An 18,007-nucleotide genomic window follows, 5' to 3' on the forward strand; every position below is an offset into this window, starting at 1 on the left:
TATATGAAGTCTAAAAAAATTATCCTGACCATAGTTTCCATTGTTGTCCTTTGCGGACTGATATGGTACTTCTTTTTAAGGAAAACAGAACAACCTGTAACCCTCAGCACAGAAAAGCCAACCATTGGAGAGATCTCCACCAGTGTAACAGCAACAGGGACGATACAGCCCGTTGATACGGTTACTGTAGGTACACAGGTATCAGGTACTGTTTCTGCCATGTACGCCGATTTTAACTCTACTGTTAAAAAAGGACAACTACTTGCGCAGCTTGACCCGGTATTGTTACAGGCTACCGTAGACCAATACAAAGCCGGGCTGCAGCAGGCGCAAAGTACAGAAATTTACCAGTCGGCGAACTTCAAACGCCAGCAGCAACTATTTGCCACAGGTGCGATCAGTAAAGCAGATTATGATCTTGCCCTCAGTACTTACCAGGCTGCTAAGGCAAGTGTGAACAGTGTAAAAGCACAACTTCGTTCAGCAGAAAGAAATGTATCATTCACACAGATCTACTCTCCGATAGACGGAGTTGTGCTGAGCAGAAGCGTAAGTGTGGGCCAGACTGTTGCTGCAAGCTATAGCACACCAACGATTTTCACGATAGCGAAAGACATCACAAAGATGCAGGTTGAAGCTGATGTAGATGAAGCTGATATAGGTGAAGTAATTAAGGGATTAAGAGCCACCTTTACAGTAGATGCCTTCATTAATGACGTGTTTAACGGAACAGTGAAAGAAATTCGTTTAAATCCGGCCATTTCATCGAATGTGGTCACTTACACTACCCTTATTGAAGCACCGAATGATGATAAAAAACTAAAACCGGGAATGACAGCAAGTATTGTAATCTATACCAAAGAGGTAAAGGATGCCTTGTTGATTTCTGCAAAAGCATTAAAATTCAGTCCAGATTCCAGCTTGACCAAACAGTATACCATCGTGCCTATTAAGGATCTGGCCTCTGCAGCGCACAAAACCGCAGCAGCTCAGACCAAGGGAGAAACGACCAAAGTTGCCGATAGTTATGTGTGGGTGATACAGGGCAGTAAACTGATTCAGAAGAAAATCACGGCAGGATTAAATGACAATACACATGTACAGGTGCTTGACGGACTTACATCAGAAGAAATTGTAGCTACTGGTACAGAGACTGTAGCGGCTAATGTGCCTCAGGCAGGCTCCAGTCCTTTCATGCCCAAAAGACCAGGAAAAAAATAATGGGTAAGATTCTTGAGATCCATGACGTAAAAAGGGAATTTACGATGGGCACCGAAACAGTAAGAGCATTGAAAGGAGTCTCGTTTGATGTAAATGCAGGGGAATTTGTGACCATAATGGGCAGTAGCGGATCAGGAAAAACCACCTTGCTGAACATGCTGGGTTGTCTTGACAAGCCCAGTCATGGCACCTACCTGCTCGATAAGGTAAACGTAAAAGAACTTTCAAGGGACGAGCTGGCAAAACTAAGGAACACCAAAATCGGATTTGTTTTCCAGGCGTATAACTTGTTGCCACGTACTTCAGCCTTGGAGAATGTAGAGCTTCCTTTACTGTACAATCCATTGATCAGTTCCAAAGAAAGACAGGAAAGGGCTATAGCCGCATTACAGGCCGTAAAGCTGGACGGAAGATTTGACCACACCCCCAACCAGTTATCTGGTGGCCAGCAACAACGTGTTGCCATTGCCCGTGCCCTGGTGAATGAACCGGTGATGATTCTTGCAGATGAGGCTACAGGAAACCTGGATACCCGTACCTCCTATGAAATCATGTCGCTGATGCAGGAGTTGAACTCAAATGGTAAAACCATTGTTTTTGTCACCCATGAACCAGATATCGCAGGATTCAGCAGCAGGACTGTGATGTTAAGGGACGGAAAAGTCCAGAAAGATACAGAGAATATAAACCGTCGTTCTGCCAGGGAAGCACTTGATGCGCTTCCTGAAACGGACGATTATTAATTAGTTAGGATATGAAGATTATTAACCTCATCATGCTTGCAATTAAAGCACTGCAACGAAATAAATTACGTGCATTGCTGACGATGCTGGGCATAATTATAGGGGTAGCCTCTGTAATTACCATGATGTCTATTGGCGAAGGCTCCAAACAAAGCATCAATGCTTCGTTATCCAGTATGGGCTCAAATATGATTACCATCATGCCTTACAGCAATGAACCTGGAGGCGCAAGAATGATGGGCAGCAGCATCAACAGCCTGACAATTAAGGACGTCAATGCCTTGCAGAAAAATGCAGCTGACATTGCACTGATTTCTCCGCAGGCGAGTTCCAGCGGACAATCGATCAATGGTGCCGCAAACTGGCCCACCAGTATCTACGGCGTAAGTCCGGAATACCTGGACATCAGGAAGCTTACCGTAAAAGATGGGATTGTTTTCTCAGAACAGGATGTAAAATCTTCAGCAAAAGTATGCCTTTTGGGGAAGACGGTAGTGGATAATTTATTCCCCAATGGAGAATCCCCGCTGGGTAAAGTTATCCGTTTCGGAAAAATCCCCTTCCAGGTGATTGGGGTACTCACGCCAAAAGGGACAAGCAATTTCGGTCAGGATCAGGACGATATCATTATTGCTCCCTATACCACAGTACAAAAACGGGTACTTTCGTCCATCTATTTTGGACAGATTTATGCTTCAGCGACTACAGAAAGTGCATCTGATGCAGCCGTTTCAGAAGCCACTGAAATCTTGAGGGAATCTCATGGACTAAGAGCCGATGAACAGGATGATTTTCAGATCAGGACACAGGCAGAGCTGATGACGATGCTGAATTCCACCAGCAGCATGATGACCACCTTGCTGACAGCAGTAGCAGGTATATCGCTGGTGATCGGTGGTATTGGTATCATGAACATTATGTATGTATCCGTAACGGAAAGAACCCGTGAAATAGGTTTGAGAATGTCTATAGGGGCAAGAGGAATAGACATATTACTTCAATTCCTCATCGAGGCCGTTATGATTAGTATTACGGGAGGGGTCATTGGGGTGATCCTGGGTGTTTCCTCTTCGCTCATCGTTTCCTCCCTGCTCAACTGGCCAACCGTGATATCTGAATCATCTATTGTGATCTCCTTCCTGGTATGTGCCGTTACCGGAATATTCTTCGGCTATTATCCAGCGGTAAAAGCATCGAAACTTGATCCGATTGAAGCCTTGCGCTACGAATAAGATCCGCATAAAAATACTCATTTCTCATATCTACGGCCTGGTCAGCAATGATTTGGGCCGTTAAAGATTTATTCGTGACCAGCGCCCTCCCGCACTTTAAATACGTGCAAGACAGCTGGAAATAAAGCATCTATGCTTTCCTCAGCGCCCTTTACACTTCCAGGCAGGGTAATGACCAGGGTTTGCTTAATAAAGCCCGCTACGCCTCTGGAAAACATAGCATAAGGCATCCTCTCCTGTCCATAGTTTCTCGCAGTTTCCATTATACCAGGAATTTCGGTATCCAGCAAAGGGCGAATAGCATCAGGGGTAACATCCCTTGCAGATAATCCTGTACCTCCTGTAAACAGCACCAGATCAAAATCCTTTTCCACCAGCTCAAGCACTTTTTGCTGAATCTTTTCAAACTCATCAGGGATCACATCATAATGATTGGTTTCCTGTTTAAACTGCTCCAGTCTGCTGATGATCGCCTTACCAGACCTGTCTTGTTTTTCAGCTGCACTTACACTGTCAGAGCAGACAATTACAGCGCAGCTTAAAGCATGTCCAGTCACAGCAGGGTATTGACTTTTCCCCCCTGATTTGTGTTCCAGCCTGATATGTTCGATTTCTATTTTTTTATCTATTGGCTTGAGCATATCATAGAGCGTAAGTGCTGTTACAGCAGCTCCATGCATGGCTTCCACCTCTACCCCTGTTTTATAAATGGTATGTACTTCCACACGTATCACAATATGGAGACCTTCCACTGCGTAGGTGATCGCCGTATATTCTACCGGAAGTGGATGACAATCAGGAATCACATCGCTGGTTTTTTTTACAGCAAACAATCCTGCCACCCTTGCAAATTCAAAGACATCGCCTTTGGGCACTTTCTTCTCCAGGATGGCATCGATGGTGTCCTGGCTGGAAACTTTTACCATGGCAATCGCTACTGCTTTGCGCAGGGTATTGGATTTATGTGTGATGTTGACCATTATTTATTTTCTTTCCACTGATGTGATTCATTTGTTAAGATCTCTTTTCCCCAGATGGGCAACTCTGCCTTGATACGTTCTACCAGTTCATCACAGGCCTCCATGGCGGCTTTGCGGTGCGCAGAAGAAGTAAAAATAAAAAGGCAGACTTCTCCAGCAGGCACTAAACCCAAACTATGGTGGACGTGCATACAGCTGAGCGCATATTTTGCGAAGACCGCTTCTCTTATCCCATACATTTTCTCGAGGGCCATCTCTTCGTATGCAGTATAATTTATTCCTGTAACCTGCTCCTCACCTATCTGGTCGGCACGTACCTGACCAAGAAAGATACTGTGGGCACCGATCTTTGTATTGGATTGGTGTTTCAGGATACTTTCTGCAATAAACTGTGCGGAAATAGCACCACTGGTGAATATATTTTTAAGTTTTTTCTCTCTCATGTGTTGTTTAAAATCCTGTCAGATTGATGGGCTTCATGTCGCGCTTTCTCCCTCGTTCAATTTCAATATCCCGCCTCTGAGGCTGCTGATCTCCTTTTCGGGATAGGCACTGGCAAGGACTTCAGCAGCAATTACACTTCTGATCCCTGAATAACAGAGCACGATAACCTTCTCGCCTTCAATGGGAGGGACTTTTAATTTTAATGCCGATAAGGGCAATTTGAGATGTTCGAATGCAGTGAGTTCAGGCAATTCACCTTCTTCACGGACATCAATAAGCGTGTAATCGGCATCGGCGGCCAACTCCCGGAATTTTTCCGGATCGATTTCAAAAATGCCGCCCACCGGTGTTTTAATCCCGCAGAACCAATTGTAATCCATTTTCATAAAAGCAGCAGCATCTTCCGGTAAGGAATCCACTTCCGTATTGCTGTTTAAACTCAGCTTATACGTATGCTGTGAATACAGGTTATAGATCAGCAACTGATTAATTAATGGTGTTCCGATTCCGGTAATCAGCTTAATTACTTCGGCAGCCTGCATCGTTCCCACAATACCTGGTAAAACTCCAAGCACACCCGCTTCAGCACAATTTAACACCTCTCCCGGTTTCGGTGCTTCAGGGAAGACATCCCTGTAATTTACCTTTGTACCCGAGGAGTCCGGTACATTAAATATAGCCAGCTGCCCTTCATTCACCGATAATGCTGCATATACCAAAGGTTTATCCAACAATACACAGGCATCATTTACCATGTAACGGGTAGGAAAATTATCCGACCCATCTATCACCATATCAAATTCACGGATAATTGAAAGTGCATTCCTGTTATTTAACTGTAGGCAATAAGGTATAACTTCAATTGCCGGATTCAATTGAAGCAGACGTTCTGCAGCACATTCAGCCTTTGATGAGCCTACATCTGCTACGGTATATAAAATTTGCCGGTGCAGATTACTCAGCTCTACCGTATCATGGTCTACAATCCCCAGCGTCCCTATACCTGCCGCAGCAAGGTACTGCAAAGCAGGGCAGCCCAATCCCCCAGCCCCTATAACCAATACCCTGGCATCGGCCAGCTTCTGCTGTCCGCTAAGTCCCAATTCTTTCAATAAAATCTGTCGCTGGTATCTTTTTGTATCTAAATTCCCCATGTTATCCTCCCGAAAATGGTGGCATAAATGCTACTGTCATTGTTTCTGTTAAAGTTGTATTGCCACGAACCAACTCGTGGTTAATGGCGATGAAGTATTTCAGCTCCTTTAATCCCGGAAACCGCTGTTGCATCTTCAGGTTCAGCGCATCGGTATCGGCCACATCCTGAATACTCAGCTGTGTCTTCCCAATAATTTCTGTAAGTTGTCCGAAGACCAGAACTTGTATTTCCACTTTGATCAAAGGTTAATGTTTAAATGCTGTTTTTAACAAGCTATGATAAATTACTGAATGTATATATTTTTACAGGAATAATATAGGATATTGATATCTTCCTTGTGTAACTATTCCGGTAGGATATACACTGGCACAACAGATCCGGCAGTAAAAACTGTTTGCTCTTCATTCAGTTCTATCATGCAATTTGCTGCTGCGAAAGAACTCATTCTGAACGACTCCTGCGCATGCAGCGGAGTAACATTTCCATCATGGCAGTGTGCTTTCAGGAAATGGGTAAGGCCTGCCGGTTTCTCATAAGAATGTGTCAGCACGGCATCAGTAAGCCTTATCCTGCCTGAATATCCTTTATGGGTAGTCACTATTCCGTTATAATTTGTCAGTATTTCCAGTGCGGGCAAAACATACTGATAATAACAGCTGAGTACAGAAGAAGGATTTCCTGGCAAACCAAAGATCACTTTATCTCCCTTTTTACCAAAGTACAGTGGCTTCCCGGGTTTTTGCCTCACCTTGTGAAAAATCTGTGTCACCTCAAGCTGCTCAGCCGCCCGGATCACAAAGTCATAATCACCCACGCTCACACCACCGGTCAACAATACCACATCATTGATGTGCAATGCCTGCCGGAAAATTTCTGCAAGCTCATCGAGGTGGTCATCTGCGGCGTACAGGTTAATCTTGGTAATATTCGCCTGTTCAAGAGCAGCAGTAAGCGCATATGAACTGGATTCATAAACTTGTCCGAAAGCCAAATCTGCTCCCGGTTGCTGCAATTCTTTACCCGTTATAATGATACCAACCATCGGTGTACGGTAGACTTCCACTTCCGTAAAACCAATGCCTGCCAGGAAACCTATTGCAGCAGGCGTGAGCTTACTCCCTTTTACCATAGCTAACGCTCCTTTTTTTGCCTCTGCACCGATATGGCGTACATTGTTGCCCTGCTTTAATTCAGCATCCGGAATGCTCAGTATCCCCTCATTGATGACCACCTTTTCCTGCATAATCACGGTATCGGCTCCTTCAGGCAAAGGGGCACCGGTAAAAATCCTCGCAGCTTGCAAAGGCTTCAGCGCAAAACCACTATGGGCGCCAGCCTGCATTTCGCCGGCAACAGTCAATGGTTTGTCTGCATCCGCAAACCGGATGGCATATCCGTCCATTGATGATTGCTCAAAAGCCGGAATATCTGTTGTTGCATACACATCTGCACCAAGCGTATATCCTGCTGCCTGTGAAAGCGGTAATCTATGGATCGATAACGGGATCATATTATCTTTAACAAGTGACTTTGCTTCTTTTACGGAAATCATATTAAATCATCAAATATGCATTAACCACCAATGGTAATCATGCTTCTGTTATGAATAGAACTTGCTTCAATATTTTCAAATAACCCGGAGAATTGTCCCCCAAGTGATTTTGCTTTTTGACCTATACATTCGTGTATAAGTGGCAGAACATCTTCCCCCCTTCTTAAGGGCCCCAGTAAATCAGTTTCTGAAACCGAAAAAAGACAGTTTTTCAATTTTCCATCAGCTGTTAAGCGCATCCGGTTACAGGTACTGCAAAAAGGTTCGCTCATGGTACTGATAATAGCGAAAGACCCCATATGGCCTTCTGCCCGATAATGTTTAGCGGTATCATGTAATCCTCCCGGCACAGCCGTATAACGGTATGCTGGCGCAATATATGCCAGAATTTCTTCCATAGACACGACCTGATTGCTCGTCCAGCGGTTGCCTGCAAAAGGCATAAATTCTATAAACCTGACTTCCAGTGCTGCCGATTTTGTCCAGCCCACAAAATCTACGATCTCCATATCATTCATCCCTTTCATCACCACCATATTGATCTTCACCTGAATGTTGTTCTGCAACAGAAGGTCTATATTATTTTTTACCTGTGTAAAAATATCCCTCCTGGTAATCAGCTGGAACTTATCTGCATCCAGGGTATCGAGACTTATGTTGATACTTTTAATCCTGGCTTCAATCAACACCTCCATAAAATCATGGATTCTTGCCCCATTCGTAGTCATGGAAAGTTCAACTGGAAGCCTCGCTAGTGATGAAATAATCTGTGCCGCATCTTTCCGCACCAATGGTTCACCACCGGTAAGCCGTATTTTAGTCACCCCTTGCTGTACAAATGTGCTTGCAAGGGCTTCAATCTCTGAAGGCTGCATTAGCCGCGACAAATGAGTGAATTCATAATCCTCTTCCGGCATGCAATAAAAACAGCGAAGGTTACAGTTATCTGTAAGCGATATCCGCAGGTAGTTGTGCACACGGTTGAAAGAATCTTTTATCATTATTCCTGTATTTTATTGTTCAGCACTATTTCCTTATCCGTTTTTACTGATTGACCAGAAGTTATAGCGCCGGTCGAAGACTTATTTATTCTTTATCAATAACCTCATGTAATCATCAACAGTATCAATATCAATCCCTCCATTTTCAAAGGGAACAGCACTTACTTCTTCCCTGTATTTTCGAAGAAGGGTTTTAGCGCCCTCTTTACCTTTCAATCCTGCCAATTCTCTGAAATGCTGTTGATGAAACAGTACAGGAACCCCCAATGTTTCGTCATAAGCACTGGATACGATACTTTTTCCCTCAACTTCTGCTTTTCCAATTAAAGTCTTCAGCAAGCCGCTGCTGATATAAGGCTGATCACATACTGTTAAAATTACTGCATCAGGGTTATTTTCTTCCTCCAGGAAGGCTGTTATTCCAAGTCGGATGGATGAGCTGATGCCTTCTTCCCAGTCTGGGTTAAACATGAACCTCACCTCCGGTTGTTTAACAGCACTCTCTATCAATTGATGATTCCCACCTAATATAACAATAATACGACCTGTCACAGCCCCTTTCGCTGCATCAATTGTAATATCCAATAAACTTTTATGCTGAAATGACAAAAGCTGCTTTGGTGACCCTAATCGGGAAGATGAACCTGCCGCCAGCACCAGCACTCCAATATTTCCCAGCTTGGCCCTCATTCCGCAATTCTATTTTTCCATCCGTAATGATGGATAGCTTCATCCTTATCTCTCAGGGAGGCACCATTACGGTAACTCATCACTTTTTTAATTTCGGCAGTAACAGACAATGCTATTTCTTCCGCAGTTTCTGCTCCCAGGTCAAGCCCTACCGGCCCATATAGCTTTCCAAGTTGCTCTTCCGTTAGCATCAAACCTTTTTCTTCCAGATCAGCGAGCATCCTTTCCAGCTTTTTCCTTGGTCCCAGACTTCCGATATACCGGCATTTCTCTTTTGTGACCAGCTGTGCCAAGACAGCAAGGTCATAGTTATAATTATGGGTCATCAACACAAAAACTGTTTGCTCATCGATGGTGATGCGGGATAAAAGTTCATCAGATTTTGCGACAAGGATTTGTTTCACCTGCGGAAACCGGATGGATGTTGCATGGGAAACACGTCCATCAGCAACCGTAACCTGCCAGCCCAGCACCATTGCCATATCCACCAAAGGCATCGCATCATTCCCTGCACCCACAATCACAAGAGAAAGCGGCGGACTGATGAACGCTACAAAAGCAGTAAATTCAGCACCATTGATGACATATTTTTTGATAGAAGACCGTCTGCCAGAAATAGCAAGGTCGACATCAGTGAGCAGTTCCCCCTGCAGGACGAGGTCTAATGATGTCTTATTTTCTTTATCATAATGAACCATTTCTTCTTCACTAGCCGCGGATAATTTCAGTAAACAGGTTCCGGGGACATCCGATACAGAATTCTGGAAAGAAAATAGGGTAACCAATACGCTCTCCTGCCTTTTGGCAGACAGCAACTGCAGCAAACGGACGGGATGCGTTGCATTATTGGGATCTATAGGCTCAAATAAGATATGGACAATCCCGTTACAACCGAGCTGAACGCCAAATACGGCATCGTCATCATTTGTGGTATCATAGGTAACCAGCTTATTCTGCTGCTGATTTATTGCCAGTAAGGCTTTACGTAAAGCATCCCCTTCCAGACAGCCCCCACTTATTGCACCGGTAAGCTGTCCGTCATCAGTAACCAGCATTCTTGCTCCCGGTCTCCGGTAGGAAGAACCATCCACATGAACTACTGTAGCCAGCGCCATCCGTTTGCCTTCCTTCAAAGCGGTTTCATACGCGCAAATGATATCTGAGATTTCTTTCATAAGCTTGCATATCCATATTAACTATTCCGTGTCAGGCTTAAACAGCTGGTGACAGCGCCCATCTCATATAGATGAAATCAGAACAGACAGCCTACTGAAATGTTTGGGATATTATGGAGTCTTGTTGGATTCACAGGACGGGGTACTGTCTTTTACATCCGGTAGCGCAGCGATACAGACCTTCCCAGGGCCTGAGCAAAATCGGGTTCAATAGTGATTTCTCCATCCTGTATCCATACCTTATTGATATTCTTTAAGGTAACCGGCTCGCCATTTAAAATTATCTTGATTTCAACTGTTTCTTTATTTATTGCAGCACCATTTTCAATCTCATACACATAATCTGTGTCATTATACGTTATACGCATCTTCAATCCCATAATATTCTCCTCAGTTCCAAAGGTAATTTAAAACTCCTATAACACAGCGATTTTGTTTTTATTGCGAAAATCTGCACAAAAAAACCTTTGCCCCCTCCTGAGCAGGGCAAACAACGCTCAGGATTGGACAATGGTATGATTATTACTGGGGGTAAGATAGTTTTTCGCAGATACTTTACGAAATAAATTATAATATTTTTATTACTTAACCCCAAAATTTTGCTTTGTCTAAAGGGTGTAAATAAATTCTTTAGATTTGGACTTCAAATTTGAATAGAGAACATTTGCATATGACATATCAGGAAAAACTAAGCGAAATACGTAAACAAATGAAGGCCGATAATGTAGAGGCTTACATTATCCCTTCTGCGGATCCGCATATAAGTGAGTATCTGCCAAAACATTATAAGTGCATCCCTTTTGCTTCAGGCTTCACCGGATCTGCCGGAACGCTGGTGATTACCCATGATTTTGCGGGGGTATGGACAGATTCCAGATATTTTGAACAAGCCGCAGAGCAACTTCAGGGCAGTGGATTTGAATTGGTTAAACAAAAAGTGCAGCATGCACCGGAATACATACAATGGCTTGCAGAAAAACTGGAAAAAGGTGCGGCCATAGCTACCGATGAAAAACTGCTTTCAATTTTACTGGGAGATCTGCTGACACAGCAATTGTCTTTAAAGGACATGGTTTTACTGAACAAAGATTATTTAAGCCCGATCTGGGAAAACCGCCCCTCACTTCCGGCAGAGCCTGCTTTTCTCCTTGCTGAAGAACATACAGGAAAGTCTGTAGCAGCAAAACTTGCAGCGGTCAGGGAGGCCTTAACAAAATACCGCGCAGATTACCATTTGATATCCTCACTTGATGATATTGCATGGTTATTCAACATTCGTGGAAAAGATGTCAGTTACAACCCGGTAGTACTCAGCTTTGCACTGATCAATCAGGATCATGCCACCCTGTTTATTGACACGGACAAACTCAGTGAAGAGGAAAAAGTTACGCTGCTGAAAAGTGGAACAGAAATACTTCCTTACGAAGATATTGAGCATGCCCTAGCCCATATCCCTGCCGGCAATTCCATATTCATTGACCCCAAACGTAACTGTTATGCTTACGCCAAACTTGTTCCTGCGTCTGTCAAGATTATTAAAGATACCAACCCTTCCACAAATTTTAAGGCCGTTAAAAACGAAATTGAATTAGGAAATACGCGCAAGGCTATGCTCAACGATGGAGTAGCCATCACGCGCTTCCTGATCTGGTTACAGGAAAACATTGGCGTTATCAAAATAACAGAACTTTCGGCAGCAGCGCAATTGCGCAAATTCAGAACCGAACAGGAAGGTTTTGTAGGCGATAGTTTCAATACCATCAGTGCCTATAAGGCACATGGTGCTCTACCACATTATGCGGCGTCCGCAGAAAGTGATGCAGAAATATTAGCTGAAAGCCTGTTCCTTGTAGATTCAGGAGGTCAATATTTGTATGGAACTACAGATATTACCCGTACCATTCCAATGGGAACCACAACAGAACAGGAGCAAACAGATTATACCCTTGTACTTAAAGGCATGATCGACGGTTGTAAAGCAAAATTCCCTAAAGGTACCTGTGGTTACCAGATTGATGCCATCACCAGGAAACCGCTATGGGACTATGCCATCAACTATGGACATGGCACCGGGCATGGTGTTGGATTTTTCCTGAATGTACATGAGGGGCCGCAGGTATTCAATCCGACAAACACACCTGTTCCAATTGAACAAGGTATGATTACCTCCATCGAACCTGGCGTATACCGTCCCGGCAGACATGGCATCCGCATAGAGAACCTGGTGCAGACAGTAACCCTTGAAGTAAATGAGTTCAATGAATTCTATGGGTTTGAAACCCTGACTATTGCACCTATAGATACCACTATCGTAAAAACAGCCTTGCTGGAAAAATCCCAGATAGATTGGCTAAACAATTACCATGCAGCTGTTTTTGAGCAACTCAGCCCTTTGCTCGGCGCAGAGGAACGCAACTGGTTAGAAGAAGCGACGAAGGCAATATCATAACCATAAAACGCTGCTGTCGACTAAGACAGCAGCGTTTTAAATATATACAGGTCTGTATCCAGAACTATGGAAACAAATGTTAATGGTGCATCCAGCTAAAGGCTGCGCCCACCAGGGCTGCGTCTTCCCACATTGCACTTTGTTTGAGCACCACCTTTTTATCCTCCAGGTGTTTCAGGACAACGGGGATAAAATGATCCCAGGTTTTGGCAATATTCCCGCCAATAACCACTACTTCAGGATGCTCTTCAGCAATAAAGGTATTTAGAAAAGAAGCCAGGTTAATGCCAAATTCTTCAAAAAGGGCATCAATAATAGTCTGGTCATCTGATGCCAGCAAGGCTTCCACATTTTTGATCTCTTTCCCGGTAAGTTCCTTATACCTGTTGGAGAACCATCGTGTTGAAATATACTCTTCTGCTATACTATCCTTAAAAGGAAGAAAAGCACGGTCAGCATCCACCGTTGTTCCCTGGCAATTACTTGCCGATCCCAGTCCGGTGCCAAGCGTCACACCAACAGCACGTTTTTCACCTGCTACTGCACCAGAAGCAAGTTCCCCATGAAGAAAAGCTTCGGCATCATTCCTGAACAGGATATGGTCTGCAGGAATCTGAAGGCGTTCCGCCAAAATTTCCTTTACATTCATTCCGTACAAAGAATCATATTTCTTCATTCCCTTCATCAGGGAAATACCCTTTTCATAATCAAAAGGACCTGGCATGGCAATGCCTATTCTGGTTACCTCTTCACCCTCTCTTACAATAAGAGGAGCCAATGCAGCAACCCAATCTTTAAAAATAACTTCCGGTCCTTCTGTAGAAGCAACCCTTGTTCTGATCAATGAACTCTTCACAATTTTGAAATCAGCCGAATCAATATGTGCGGCAGTAATGTGTGAGCCTCCAATATCTACTCCAATATAAGGTAGTCTGGGCGATGTTAAATCCATTCGTAATATAAATATAGGGCGAAAACTATTTGATTAATTTCATTAAATAAGCACTAAATCCAATTTAAACGGTGGTCTAATAATGGTGTCACTACCCCCCTGCTAAAATTATTCCCTTCAAATTGGCAACTATCAGACTTCGTTTGAAGATACGCTCTCTTCCAGTTCCGCATACCAGTCTTTGCCATATTTCCTGATCAGCGGCCCCTTAAGGAAGCTGTAAACAGGCACTTTTAGCTCCCGGCCGAAAGTACAGGCGTCAGAACAGATATGCCATCTGTCATAGTTTAAAACATCAAATTCAGGATATTGGGTAATTCTTATCGGGTAAAGGTGACAGGAAATAGGTTTCTGCCAGTCAACGATCCCCTGCTCATGTGCTTTTTCAATGGCACATTTGGTTATTCCGCCTTCAAAAGTCACATAGGCACATTCTTTATTGCCATCCACGCAAGGCGTGGTCAGGTCCCCGTCTTCATCAACTACCGAGGTGCCGAACTGTTCAATTGCCGCAATGCCTTTAGGAGCCAGTAAATGCTTAATCTTTGGGTATATCTCTTCCAATATCGCTGTTTCAGCTACATCAAGCGGAGCCCCTGCATCACCTTCCACACAGCAGATCCCTTTACATTTATTCAAATTACAGACAAAGCTCTCGCGGATGATGTCTTCATGTATAAGGGTATTCTGTACTTCTATCATCTTGTTATTTTTCTTTGGCTAAAGGATATTTCAATCCATCGGCCGATTTAATTTCCATGGTAACAGCGCCTACCAATATCTCCACCTGTGCTTTTACAGGCACTCTATTGCCATCATCGGTGATCCAAAGATACAAATTACTATCCTTTCTAAAGATTCGGCCTGGTTCAATAGAGGGGCTGAATTTTAAACAGCGTATTTTACCCAGCTTACTGTCTACCACTTCCTTCCCCACATATTTGATCTCCAGCTGATGGATCTTTTCCCCCAGGAAATAGTTCAGCTTAAAGGTATCACCCACCTTCATTTTGGCAATATCCAGGCTACGTGAAAAATAATAGGCAGAAACCAGGTCGAATGTCTGATCCGTTGGTGCTGTAAAATTACCACGGTTGGAAACGACCTTTTTTGTAGTCTGTGTAAACCTGGCCTTGTCCTGTCTTCTGTATTTTGCCTCCCGTACATTTTCCTGATAGAAATATGGCAGAAGTGTTTTTTTATCGATGTAGGAATCATAATGGTCCCTTATTTTATAGAACACATCAAAAGTTCCGGAGGTACGTGCATCTACCACCAGTTTATAGGTAGGCTGATTATCAAACTTTAAATCTGAATTAAGCACCTGTAATGTCCCTTCTGCAGCAGTAATAAAGCCGTACTTGAGTTTATACTGCAATACCTCACCGGCCTGAAATACAGGTTCCTTTGTCAGGGGAAGCTCCTGTCCGGAAACGTTTAAAACGGCAATAAAAAATACAGCTAACAAAAATAATTTCCTCATACCGTGTAATTAAACAAAAAGCAATCCAATTTAATCCTTTCGTTTGTATAATGGTACGGTAGAACAAGGCTCTCCATACATGATACTCTTCACTACTGGGGTTAAAATACGTGTAATTTCCACATAGGCTGATACTGGCACATCCAGATCCCCACAGCCTTTAATCACAACCCGCTGATCCCTGAATGCCTCCAGGTCAATCTTCTGGATCGCCTGTGTGAACAATACCGTCTCCAGTACTTCCAGTCCACCAAAAACAACCGCATTCGCATAAGGCTGTAATTTTATGGTCAGCAGCATATAAGCCCAGGTTGGGACAATGGCATCAGCACTACAGGTTACTGCCACATTTTTACCGGAAAAAGCGCTCCAGTCGTTCGTTTTGACAAATTCCCTGAAATCCTTTTCCCTGAGCATCAGGCCATGGAAAAGGTTATCTTTGATATCATATACCACACGTTCTCCATGGTCATAATAGCGTTCCAGATTTAAGGTTAATAACCCACTGGCCGCTACTTTATTCACTATATTTTCCTGAATATCCATTTTCTTTAAAATCAAGGTTGCAGAGACTTACCATTAACAAGGAATGAAGGTGCCCATGATCCCTTCAACCTAAGCAAATGAACAGCGATAAGATCGCTGCACACAAACAGCTGTAAAATAAAAAAACCGGAAGCTTACACTTCCGGTTTCAAAATTACGTAAAATAAGATTAATAGAATTTCACCCTATTGTCTTTTATATCACTTTTATCCTGCAATGCCTGGAATGCAGCGCCCAATGAACGCTGGGCAATCCCCTGAAGCATACTTTCTTTTTGTTTGTACGTATTGCCCATTGGGGCCGGATTAGTAAAACCGTTTACTGTGAACACAAATACACCATTCTCACCAGTCACAGGTTTAGATAATTTACCTGCCTGAGATCCGAATACGCTACCGATCAGTTTATTCTCCTGCCCTGCTCCTGGAACGATAGGATTGGCAAATACAATATTCTGTACCGGAAGTACTTGTTTGCCTAATTTCTGAGCCAGCTGATTTAAGTTCGAAGCACCTGCTTTACTGATTTTTTCAGTCAGCATTTTAGCCTTTACCGCATTGATCACCATTGGCTCAATATCTTTCTTCACAGCTTCCAGTGGCAATAAACCTTTAGGTTTAATATCTGTTACATGCGCGATAACGTAAGCATTATCCATCTGATAAACCTCAGTCAGTACATCTCCTTTTTCAGCTGCATAGGCATCACGGATCAGCTGACGTGGATTGTCCAATCCCGGAGCATAGCCCTGGCTTGCAGTAATCCTGTCAGCCATACCCACAGTATATTTTTGTTTTTTCGCCAATTCAGCAAAGTTATCACCTTTAACTTCATTAAGGAAGTTGGAAGCTTTTTTGTAAGCCTCAGCTTTAGTTTTGCTGCTTGGCGCAAGATTTTTCTCTACATAAGCCAGTTTAGCGACTTTAGAAGAACCGATCTGGTTTTCAATTTTGATCAGGTGAACACCGAATTGTGAAGTAACTACTTTTAAATCTCCGGTTTTACCATTGAAAGCAGCATTCTCAAATTCCGGCACCATTTGTCCACGGGAGAACGTACCCAATTCACCGCCTTTATCTTTAGAACCATCAACACTGTACATTTTAGCAAGAGCGGAAAAATTAGCCCCATTCTGTACCAGTGTTTTTAAGGAATCAGCAAACTTTACGGCTTTATCTGCACCCCCCATTTTAGCAGCATCAAGTAAAATATGGCTTGCTTTAACAGAGTCAGGTGAAAAACGAACATCAATCACTTTAGCCATTTTGTAGCTGTTACCTGAGAATACAGGACCATAGAAGCTGCCTGCAGGTAAAGCGAACACTGCCGAATCAACCACAGGATCCAGTTTGCCTTTAGTGATGTATGTATAAGGAACTTTCACGTCTGAATTGATTGCAGCAAAAAGAGAGTCACTTTTTGATACTTTGAAGTCATTCGCCAGTTTATCAACCTGTGCTTTAGTTGCAGCAGAGTCTGCTTTGGTTGGGTTTATACTGAAAGAAACATATTCAAACGAGCGTGTTTCAGCCGGATTGTCAAAGCTCTTTTTATTTTCATTGTAGTAATCTGAATAATCTGAATCAGAAGGTTTAACTGAAGCATCTGGAATGCTTGCATAATCAAGGCTTACATAATTGAAGTTCGCCAGTTTATTTCTGTTCTGATATTCATCATTGGCTTCAAGGGAAGTAACGTAAACAGAGTTTTTGATTAAGTTCGCATATTTCTGTTGCAATGCCTGTTTCTCAATTTCCGCCTGTAACAAATCCCACTGTTGTTTGAGCTGAGGATTTGAAGCTTGTTGTTTTAAAGAGTTGATCACTGCAGCACGGTCAATCTGACCAGTTTGGGGATTACCGAAATATTGTACGATTAATGGGCTTGGGTTTTTACCCTGATAAAGGTCGAATAATTCATCACTGGAGATATCAAGACCTAAGCGGCTATATTCTTTGCCCAGTAAGATTGCAGCCAGTTCACCTTGCCAGGCATTATCAACAGCCATAGCTGTCATCTGAGGATTGGCACTCCCACCATATTGTTGTTTGAACTGCTGTAAATTCTGATCTACCTTAGTTCCGAATTCATCGATATTGATTTCTTCACCATCAACAGATCCTACAACCTTTTGAGATGCTGCCCAGAAAGGCTTTCCTACGTTAATTGCATCACCTACTAAAAATGCAACAATTGCAAAACCGATCGCCCCTATCAAGATAAAGCCTGCGCGATTCCGCAAAAATGTCATTAAACCCATAATATTAATTAATTTATATTTTTTTTAAGAGGGCGCAAGATACAACTTTTGCGAAAAAAAGAAAACAATAAAATGTATTTGAATAAGTATTTATGAATTAAGGAAATAGGACAGCAAAAAGGG

At 43.1% G+C, this 18,007-nt stretch carries 18 protein-coding genes; 4 read left to right on the top strand and 14 right to left on the bottom strand.

What is annotated here, in order from left to right; translation table 11 throughout:
• Positions 1 to 3 precede the first annotated feature (3 nt).
• Genes ACSBL2_RS25220 through ACSBL2_RS25230 form a run of 3 tightly spaced genes read left to right on the top strand, consistent with a single transcriptional unit; the run spans position 4 to position 3,196 of the window.
• Positions 4 to 1,221, top strand: coding sequence for an efflux RND transporter periplasmic adaptor subunit (locus ACSBL2_RS25220; RefSeq protein WP_442589325.1), 1,218 nt, complete (start codon positions 4 to 6; stop codon positions 1,219 to 1,221).
• Complete coding sequence (locus ACSBL2_RS25225; protein WP_442589326.1) at positions 1,221 to 1,964, top strand: ABC transporter ATP-binding protein; 744 nt, start codon at positions 1,221 to 1,223, stop codon at positions 1,962 to 1,964. Before ACSBL2_RS25220 ends, ACSBL2_RS25225 begins: the two co-directional genes overlap by 1 nt.
• A gap of 11 nt (positions 1,965 to 1,975) precedes the next feature.
• Positions 1,976 to 3,196 (top strand): ABC transporter permease, encoded by a 1,221-nt coding sequence (locus tag ACSBL2_RS25230; protein ID WP_442589327.1) that lies wholly within the window; start codon positions 1,976 to 1,978, stop codon positions 3,194 to 3,196.
• Positions 3,197 to 3,264: 68 nt separating this feature from the next.
• Here ACSBL2_RS25230 and moaCB read toward each other — a convergent pair whose 3' ends face one another.
• The 9 genes from moaCB to ACSBL2_RS25275 all read right to left on the bottom strand — a co-directional run bounded on the left by moaCB (position 3,265) and on the right by ACSBL2_RS25275 (position 10,562).
• Entirely contained in the window at positions 3,265 to 4,176 is a 912-nt protein-coding gene (gene moaCB / locus ACSBL2_RS25235; RefSeq protein WP_442589328.1) for a bifunctional molybdenum cofactor biosynthesis protein MoaC/MoaB, read from the bottom strand.
• The gene (locus ACSBL2_RS25240) at positions 4,176 to 4,619 is read right to left on the bottom strand and encodes a molybdenum cofactor biosynthesis protein MoaE (RefSeq protein ID WP_442589329.1); all 444 of its coding nucleotides are present in this window, start codon (positions 4,617 to 4,619) and stop codon (positions 4,176 to 4,178) included. The genes moaCB and ACSBL2_RS25240 overlap by 1 nt, the downstream gene beginning before the upstream one ends.
• A gap of 33 nt (positions 4,620 to 4,652) precedes the next feature.
• On the bottom strand, positions 4,653 to 5,774 hold the full coding sequence (locus ACSBL2_RS25245) for a ThiF family adenylyltransferase (protein WP_442589330.1): 1,122 nt from the start codon (positions 5,772 to 5,774) through the stop codon (positions 4,653 to 4,655).
• A 1-nt stretch (position 5,775) separates the two neighbouring features.
• The gene (locus tag ACSBL2_RS25250) at positions 5,776 to 6,009 is read right to left on the bottom strand and encodes a MoaD/ThiS family protein (protein WP_442589331.1); all 234 of its coding nucleotides are present in this window, start codon (positions 6,007 to 6,009) and stop codon (positions 5,776 to 5,778) included.
• Between the two features lie 110 nt (positions 6,010 to 6,119).
• Complete coding sequence (locus ACSBL2_RS25255) at positions 6,120 to 7,328, bottom strand: molybdopterin molybdotransferase MoeA (RefSeq protein WP_442589332.1); 1,209 nt, start codon at positions 7,326 to 7,328, stop codon at positions 6,120 to 6,122.
• Positions 7,329 to 7,348: 20 nt separating this feature from the next.
• Positions 7,349 to 8,329 carry a GTP 3',8-cyclase MoaA gene (gene moaA / locus ACSBL2_RS25260; RefSeq protein ID WP_442589333.1) on the bottom strand — a complete coding sequence of 327 codons (981 nt, stop codon included), beginning with the start codon at positions 8,327 to 8,329 and terminating at the stop codon, positions 7,349 to 7,351.
• 81 nt (positions 8,330 to 8,410) lie between these two features.
• Complete coding sequence (locus ACSBL2_RS25265) at positions 8,411 to 9,019, bottom strand: nucleotidyltransferase family protein (RefSeq protein ID WP_442589334.1); 609 nt, start codon at positions 9,017 to 9,019, stop codon at positions 8,411 to 8,413.
• Complete coding sequence (locus ACSBL2_RS25270; protein ID WP_442589335.1) at positions 9,016 to 10,194, bottom strand: XdhC family protein; 1,179 nt, start codon at positions 10,192 to 10,194, stop codon at positions 9,016 to 9,018. Before ACSBL2_RS25270 ends, ACSBL2_RS25265 begins: the two co-directional genes overlap by 4 nt.
• A gap of 152 nt (positions 10,195 to 10,346) precedes the next feature.
• Positions 10,347 to 10,562, bottom strand: coding sequence for a hypothetical protein (locus tag ACSBL2_RS25275; protein WP_442589336.1), 216 nt, complete (start codon positions 10,560 to 10,562; stop codon positions 10,347 to 10,349).
• Positions 10,563 to 10,864: 302 nt separating this feature from the next.
• On the opposite strand from ACSBL2_RS25275, the gene ACSBL2_RS25280 reads away from it, so the two are divergent.
• A complete protein-coding gene (locus ACSBL2_RS25280) occupies positions 10,865 to 12,643 on the top strand; it encodes an aminopeptidase P family N-terminal domain-containing protein (protein WP_442589337.1) in 1,779 nt (592 codons plus the stop codon).
• Positions 12,644 to 12,722: 79 nt separating this feature from the next.
• On the opposite strand, the gene ACSBL2_RS25285 is transcribed toward ACSBL2_RS25280, so the two are convergent.
• The 5 genes from ACSBL2_RS25285 to ACSBL2_RS25305 all read right to left on the bottom strand — a co-directional run bounded on the left by ACSBL2_RS25285 (position 12,723) and on the right by ACSBL2_RS25305 (position 17,884).
• Positions 12,723 to 13,595: an ROK family protein gene (locus tag ACSBL2_RS25285; protein WP_442589338.1), complete on the bottom strand. Its 873-nt coding sequence runs from the start codon at positions 13,593 to 13,595 to the stop codon at positions 12,723 to 12,725.
• A 132-nt stretch (positions 13,596 to 13,727) separates the two neighbouring features.
• Entirely contained in the window at positions 13,728 to 14,297 is a 570-nt protein-coding gene (locus tag ACSBL2_RS25290; protein ID WP_442589339.1) for a DUF3109 family protein, read from the bottom strand.
• 4 nt (positions 14,298 to 14,301) lie between these two features.
• Positions 14,302 to 15,078 carry a DUF3108 domain-containing protein gene (locus ACSBL2_RS25295; RefSeq protein ID WP_442589340.1) on the bottom strand — a complete coding sequence of 259 codons (777 nt, stop codon included), beginning with the start codon at positions 15,076 to 15,078 and terminating at the stop codon, positions 14,302 to 14,304.
• Between the two features lie 30 nt (positions 15,079 to 15,108).
• Positions 15,109 to 15,624: a DUF2480 family protein gene (locus tag ACSBL2_RS25300; protein ID WP_442589341.1), complete on the bottom strand. Its 516-nt coding sequence runs from the start codon at positions 15,622 to 15,624 to the stop codon at positions 15,109 to 15,111.
• Between the two features lie 169 nt (positions 15,625 to 15,793).
• Entirely contained in the window at positions 15,794 to 17,884 is a 2,091-nt protein-coding gene (locus tag ACSBL2_RS25305; RefSeq protein WP_442589342.1) for a peptidylprolyl isomerase, read from the bottom strand.
• Positions 17,885 to 18,007: the final 123 nt, after the last annotated feature.

Origin of the sequence: Pedobacter sp. AW31-3R (genome assembly GCF_052180285.1) — a bacterium.
GTDB lineage: Bacteria > Bacteroidota > Bacteroidia > Sphingobacteriales > Sphingobacteriaceae > Pedobacter.

Bases quoted from the DNA above. Each gene is read 5' to 3' on its own strand.
- ACSBL2_RS25220 (WP_442589325.1), top strand. From the start codon at position 4: ATGAAGTCTAAAAAAATTATCCTGACCATAGTTTCCATTGTTGTCCTT.
- ACSBL2_RS25225 (WP_442589326.1), top strand. From the start codon at position 1,221: ATGGGTAAGATTCTTGAGATCCATGACGTAAAAAGGGAATTTACGATG.
- ACSBL2_RS25230 (WP_442589327.1), top strand. From the start codon at position 1,976: ATGAAGATTATTAACCTCATCATGCTTGCAATTAAAGCACTGCAACGA.
- moaCB (WP_442589328.1), bottom strand. From the start codon at position 4,176: ATGGTCAACATCACACATAAATCCAATACCCTGCGCAAAGCAGTAGCG.
- ACSBL2_RS25240 (WP_442589329.1), bottom strand. From the start codon at position 4,619: ATGAGAGAGAAAAAACTTAAAAATATATTCACCAGTGGTGCTATTTCC.
- ACSBL2_RS25245 (WP_442589330.1), bottom strand. From the start codon at position 5,774: ATGGGGAATTTAGATACAAAAAGATACCAGCGACAGATTTTATTGAAA.
- ACSBL2_RS25255 (WP_442589332.1), bottom strand. From the start codon at position 7,328: ATGATTTCCGTAAAAGAAGCAAAGTCACTTGTTAAAGATAATATGATC.
- moaA (WP_442589333.1), bottom strand. From the start codon at position 8,329: ATGATAAAAGATTCTTTCAACCGTGTGCACAACTACCTGCGGATATCG.
- ACSBL2_RS25265 (WP_442589334.1), bottom strand. From the start codon at position 9,019: ATGAGGGCCAAGCTGGGAAATATTGGAGTGCTGGTGCTGGCGGCAGGT.
- ACSBL2_RS25270 (WP_442589335.1), bottom strand. From the start codon at position 10,194: ATGAAAGAAATCTCAGATATCATTTGCGCGTATGAAACCGCTTTGAAG.
- ACSBL2_RS25275 (WP_442589336.1), bottom strand. From the start codon at position 10,562: ATGCGTATAACGTATAATGACACAGATTATGTGTATGAGATTGAAAAT.
- ACSBL2_RS25280 (WP_442589337.1), top strand. From the start codon at position 10,865: ATGACATATCAGGAAAAACTAAGCGAAATACGTAAACAAATGAAGGCC.
- ACSBL2_RS25285 (WP_442589338.1), bottom strand. From the start codon at position 13,595: ATGGATTTAACATCGCCCAGACTACCTTATATTGGAGTAGATATTGGA.
- ACSBL2_RS25290 (WP_442589339.1), bottom strand. From the start codon at position 14,297: ATGATAGAAGTACAGAATACCCTTATACATGAAGACATCATCCGCGAG.
- ACSBL2_RS25295 (WP_442589340.1), bottom strand. From the start codon at position 15,078: ATGAGGAAATTATTTTTGTTAGCTGTATTTTTTATTGCCGTTTTAAAC.
- ACSBL2_RS25300 (WP_442589341.1), bottom strand. From the start codon at position 15,624: ATGGATATTCAGGAAAATATAGTGAATAAAGTAGCGGCCAGTGGGTTA.
- ACSBL2_RS25305 (WP_442589342.1), bottom strand. From the start codon at position 17,884: ATGGGTTTAATGACATTTTTGCGGAATCGCGCAGGCTTTATCTTGATA.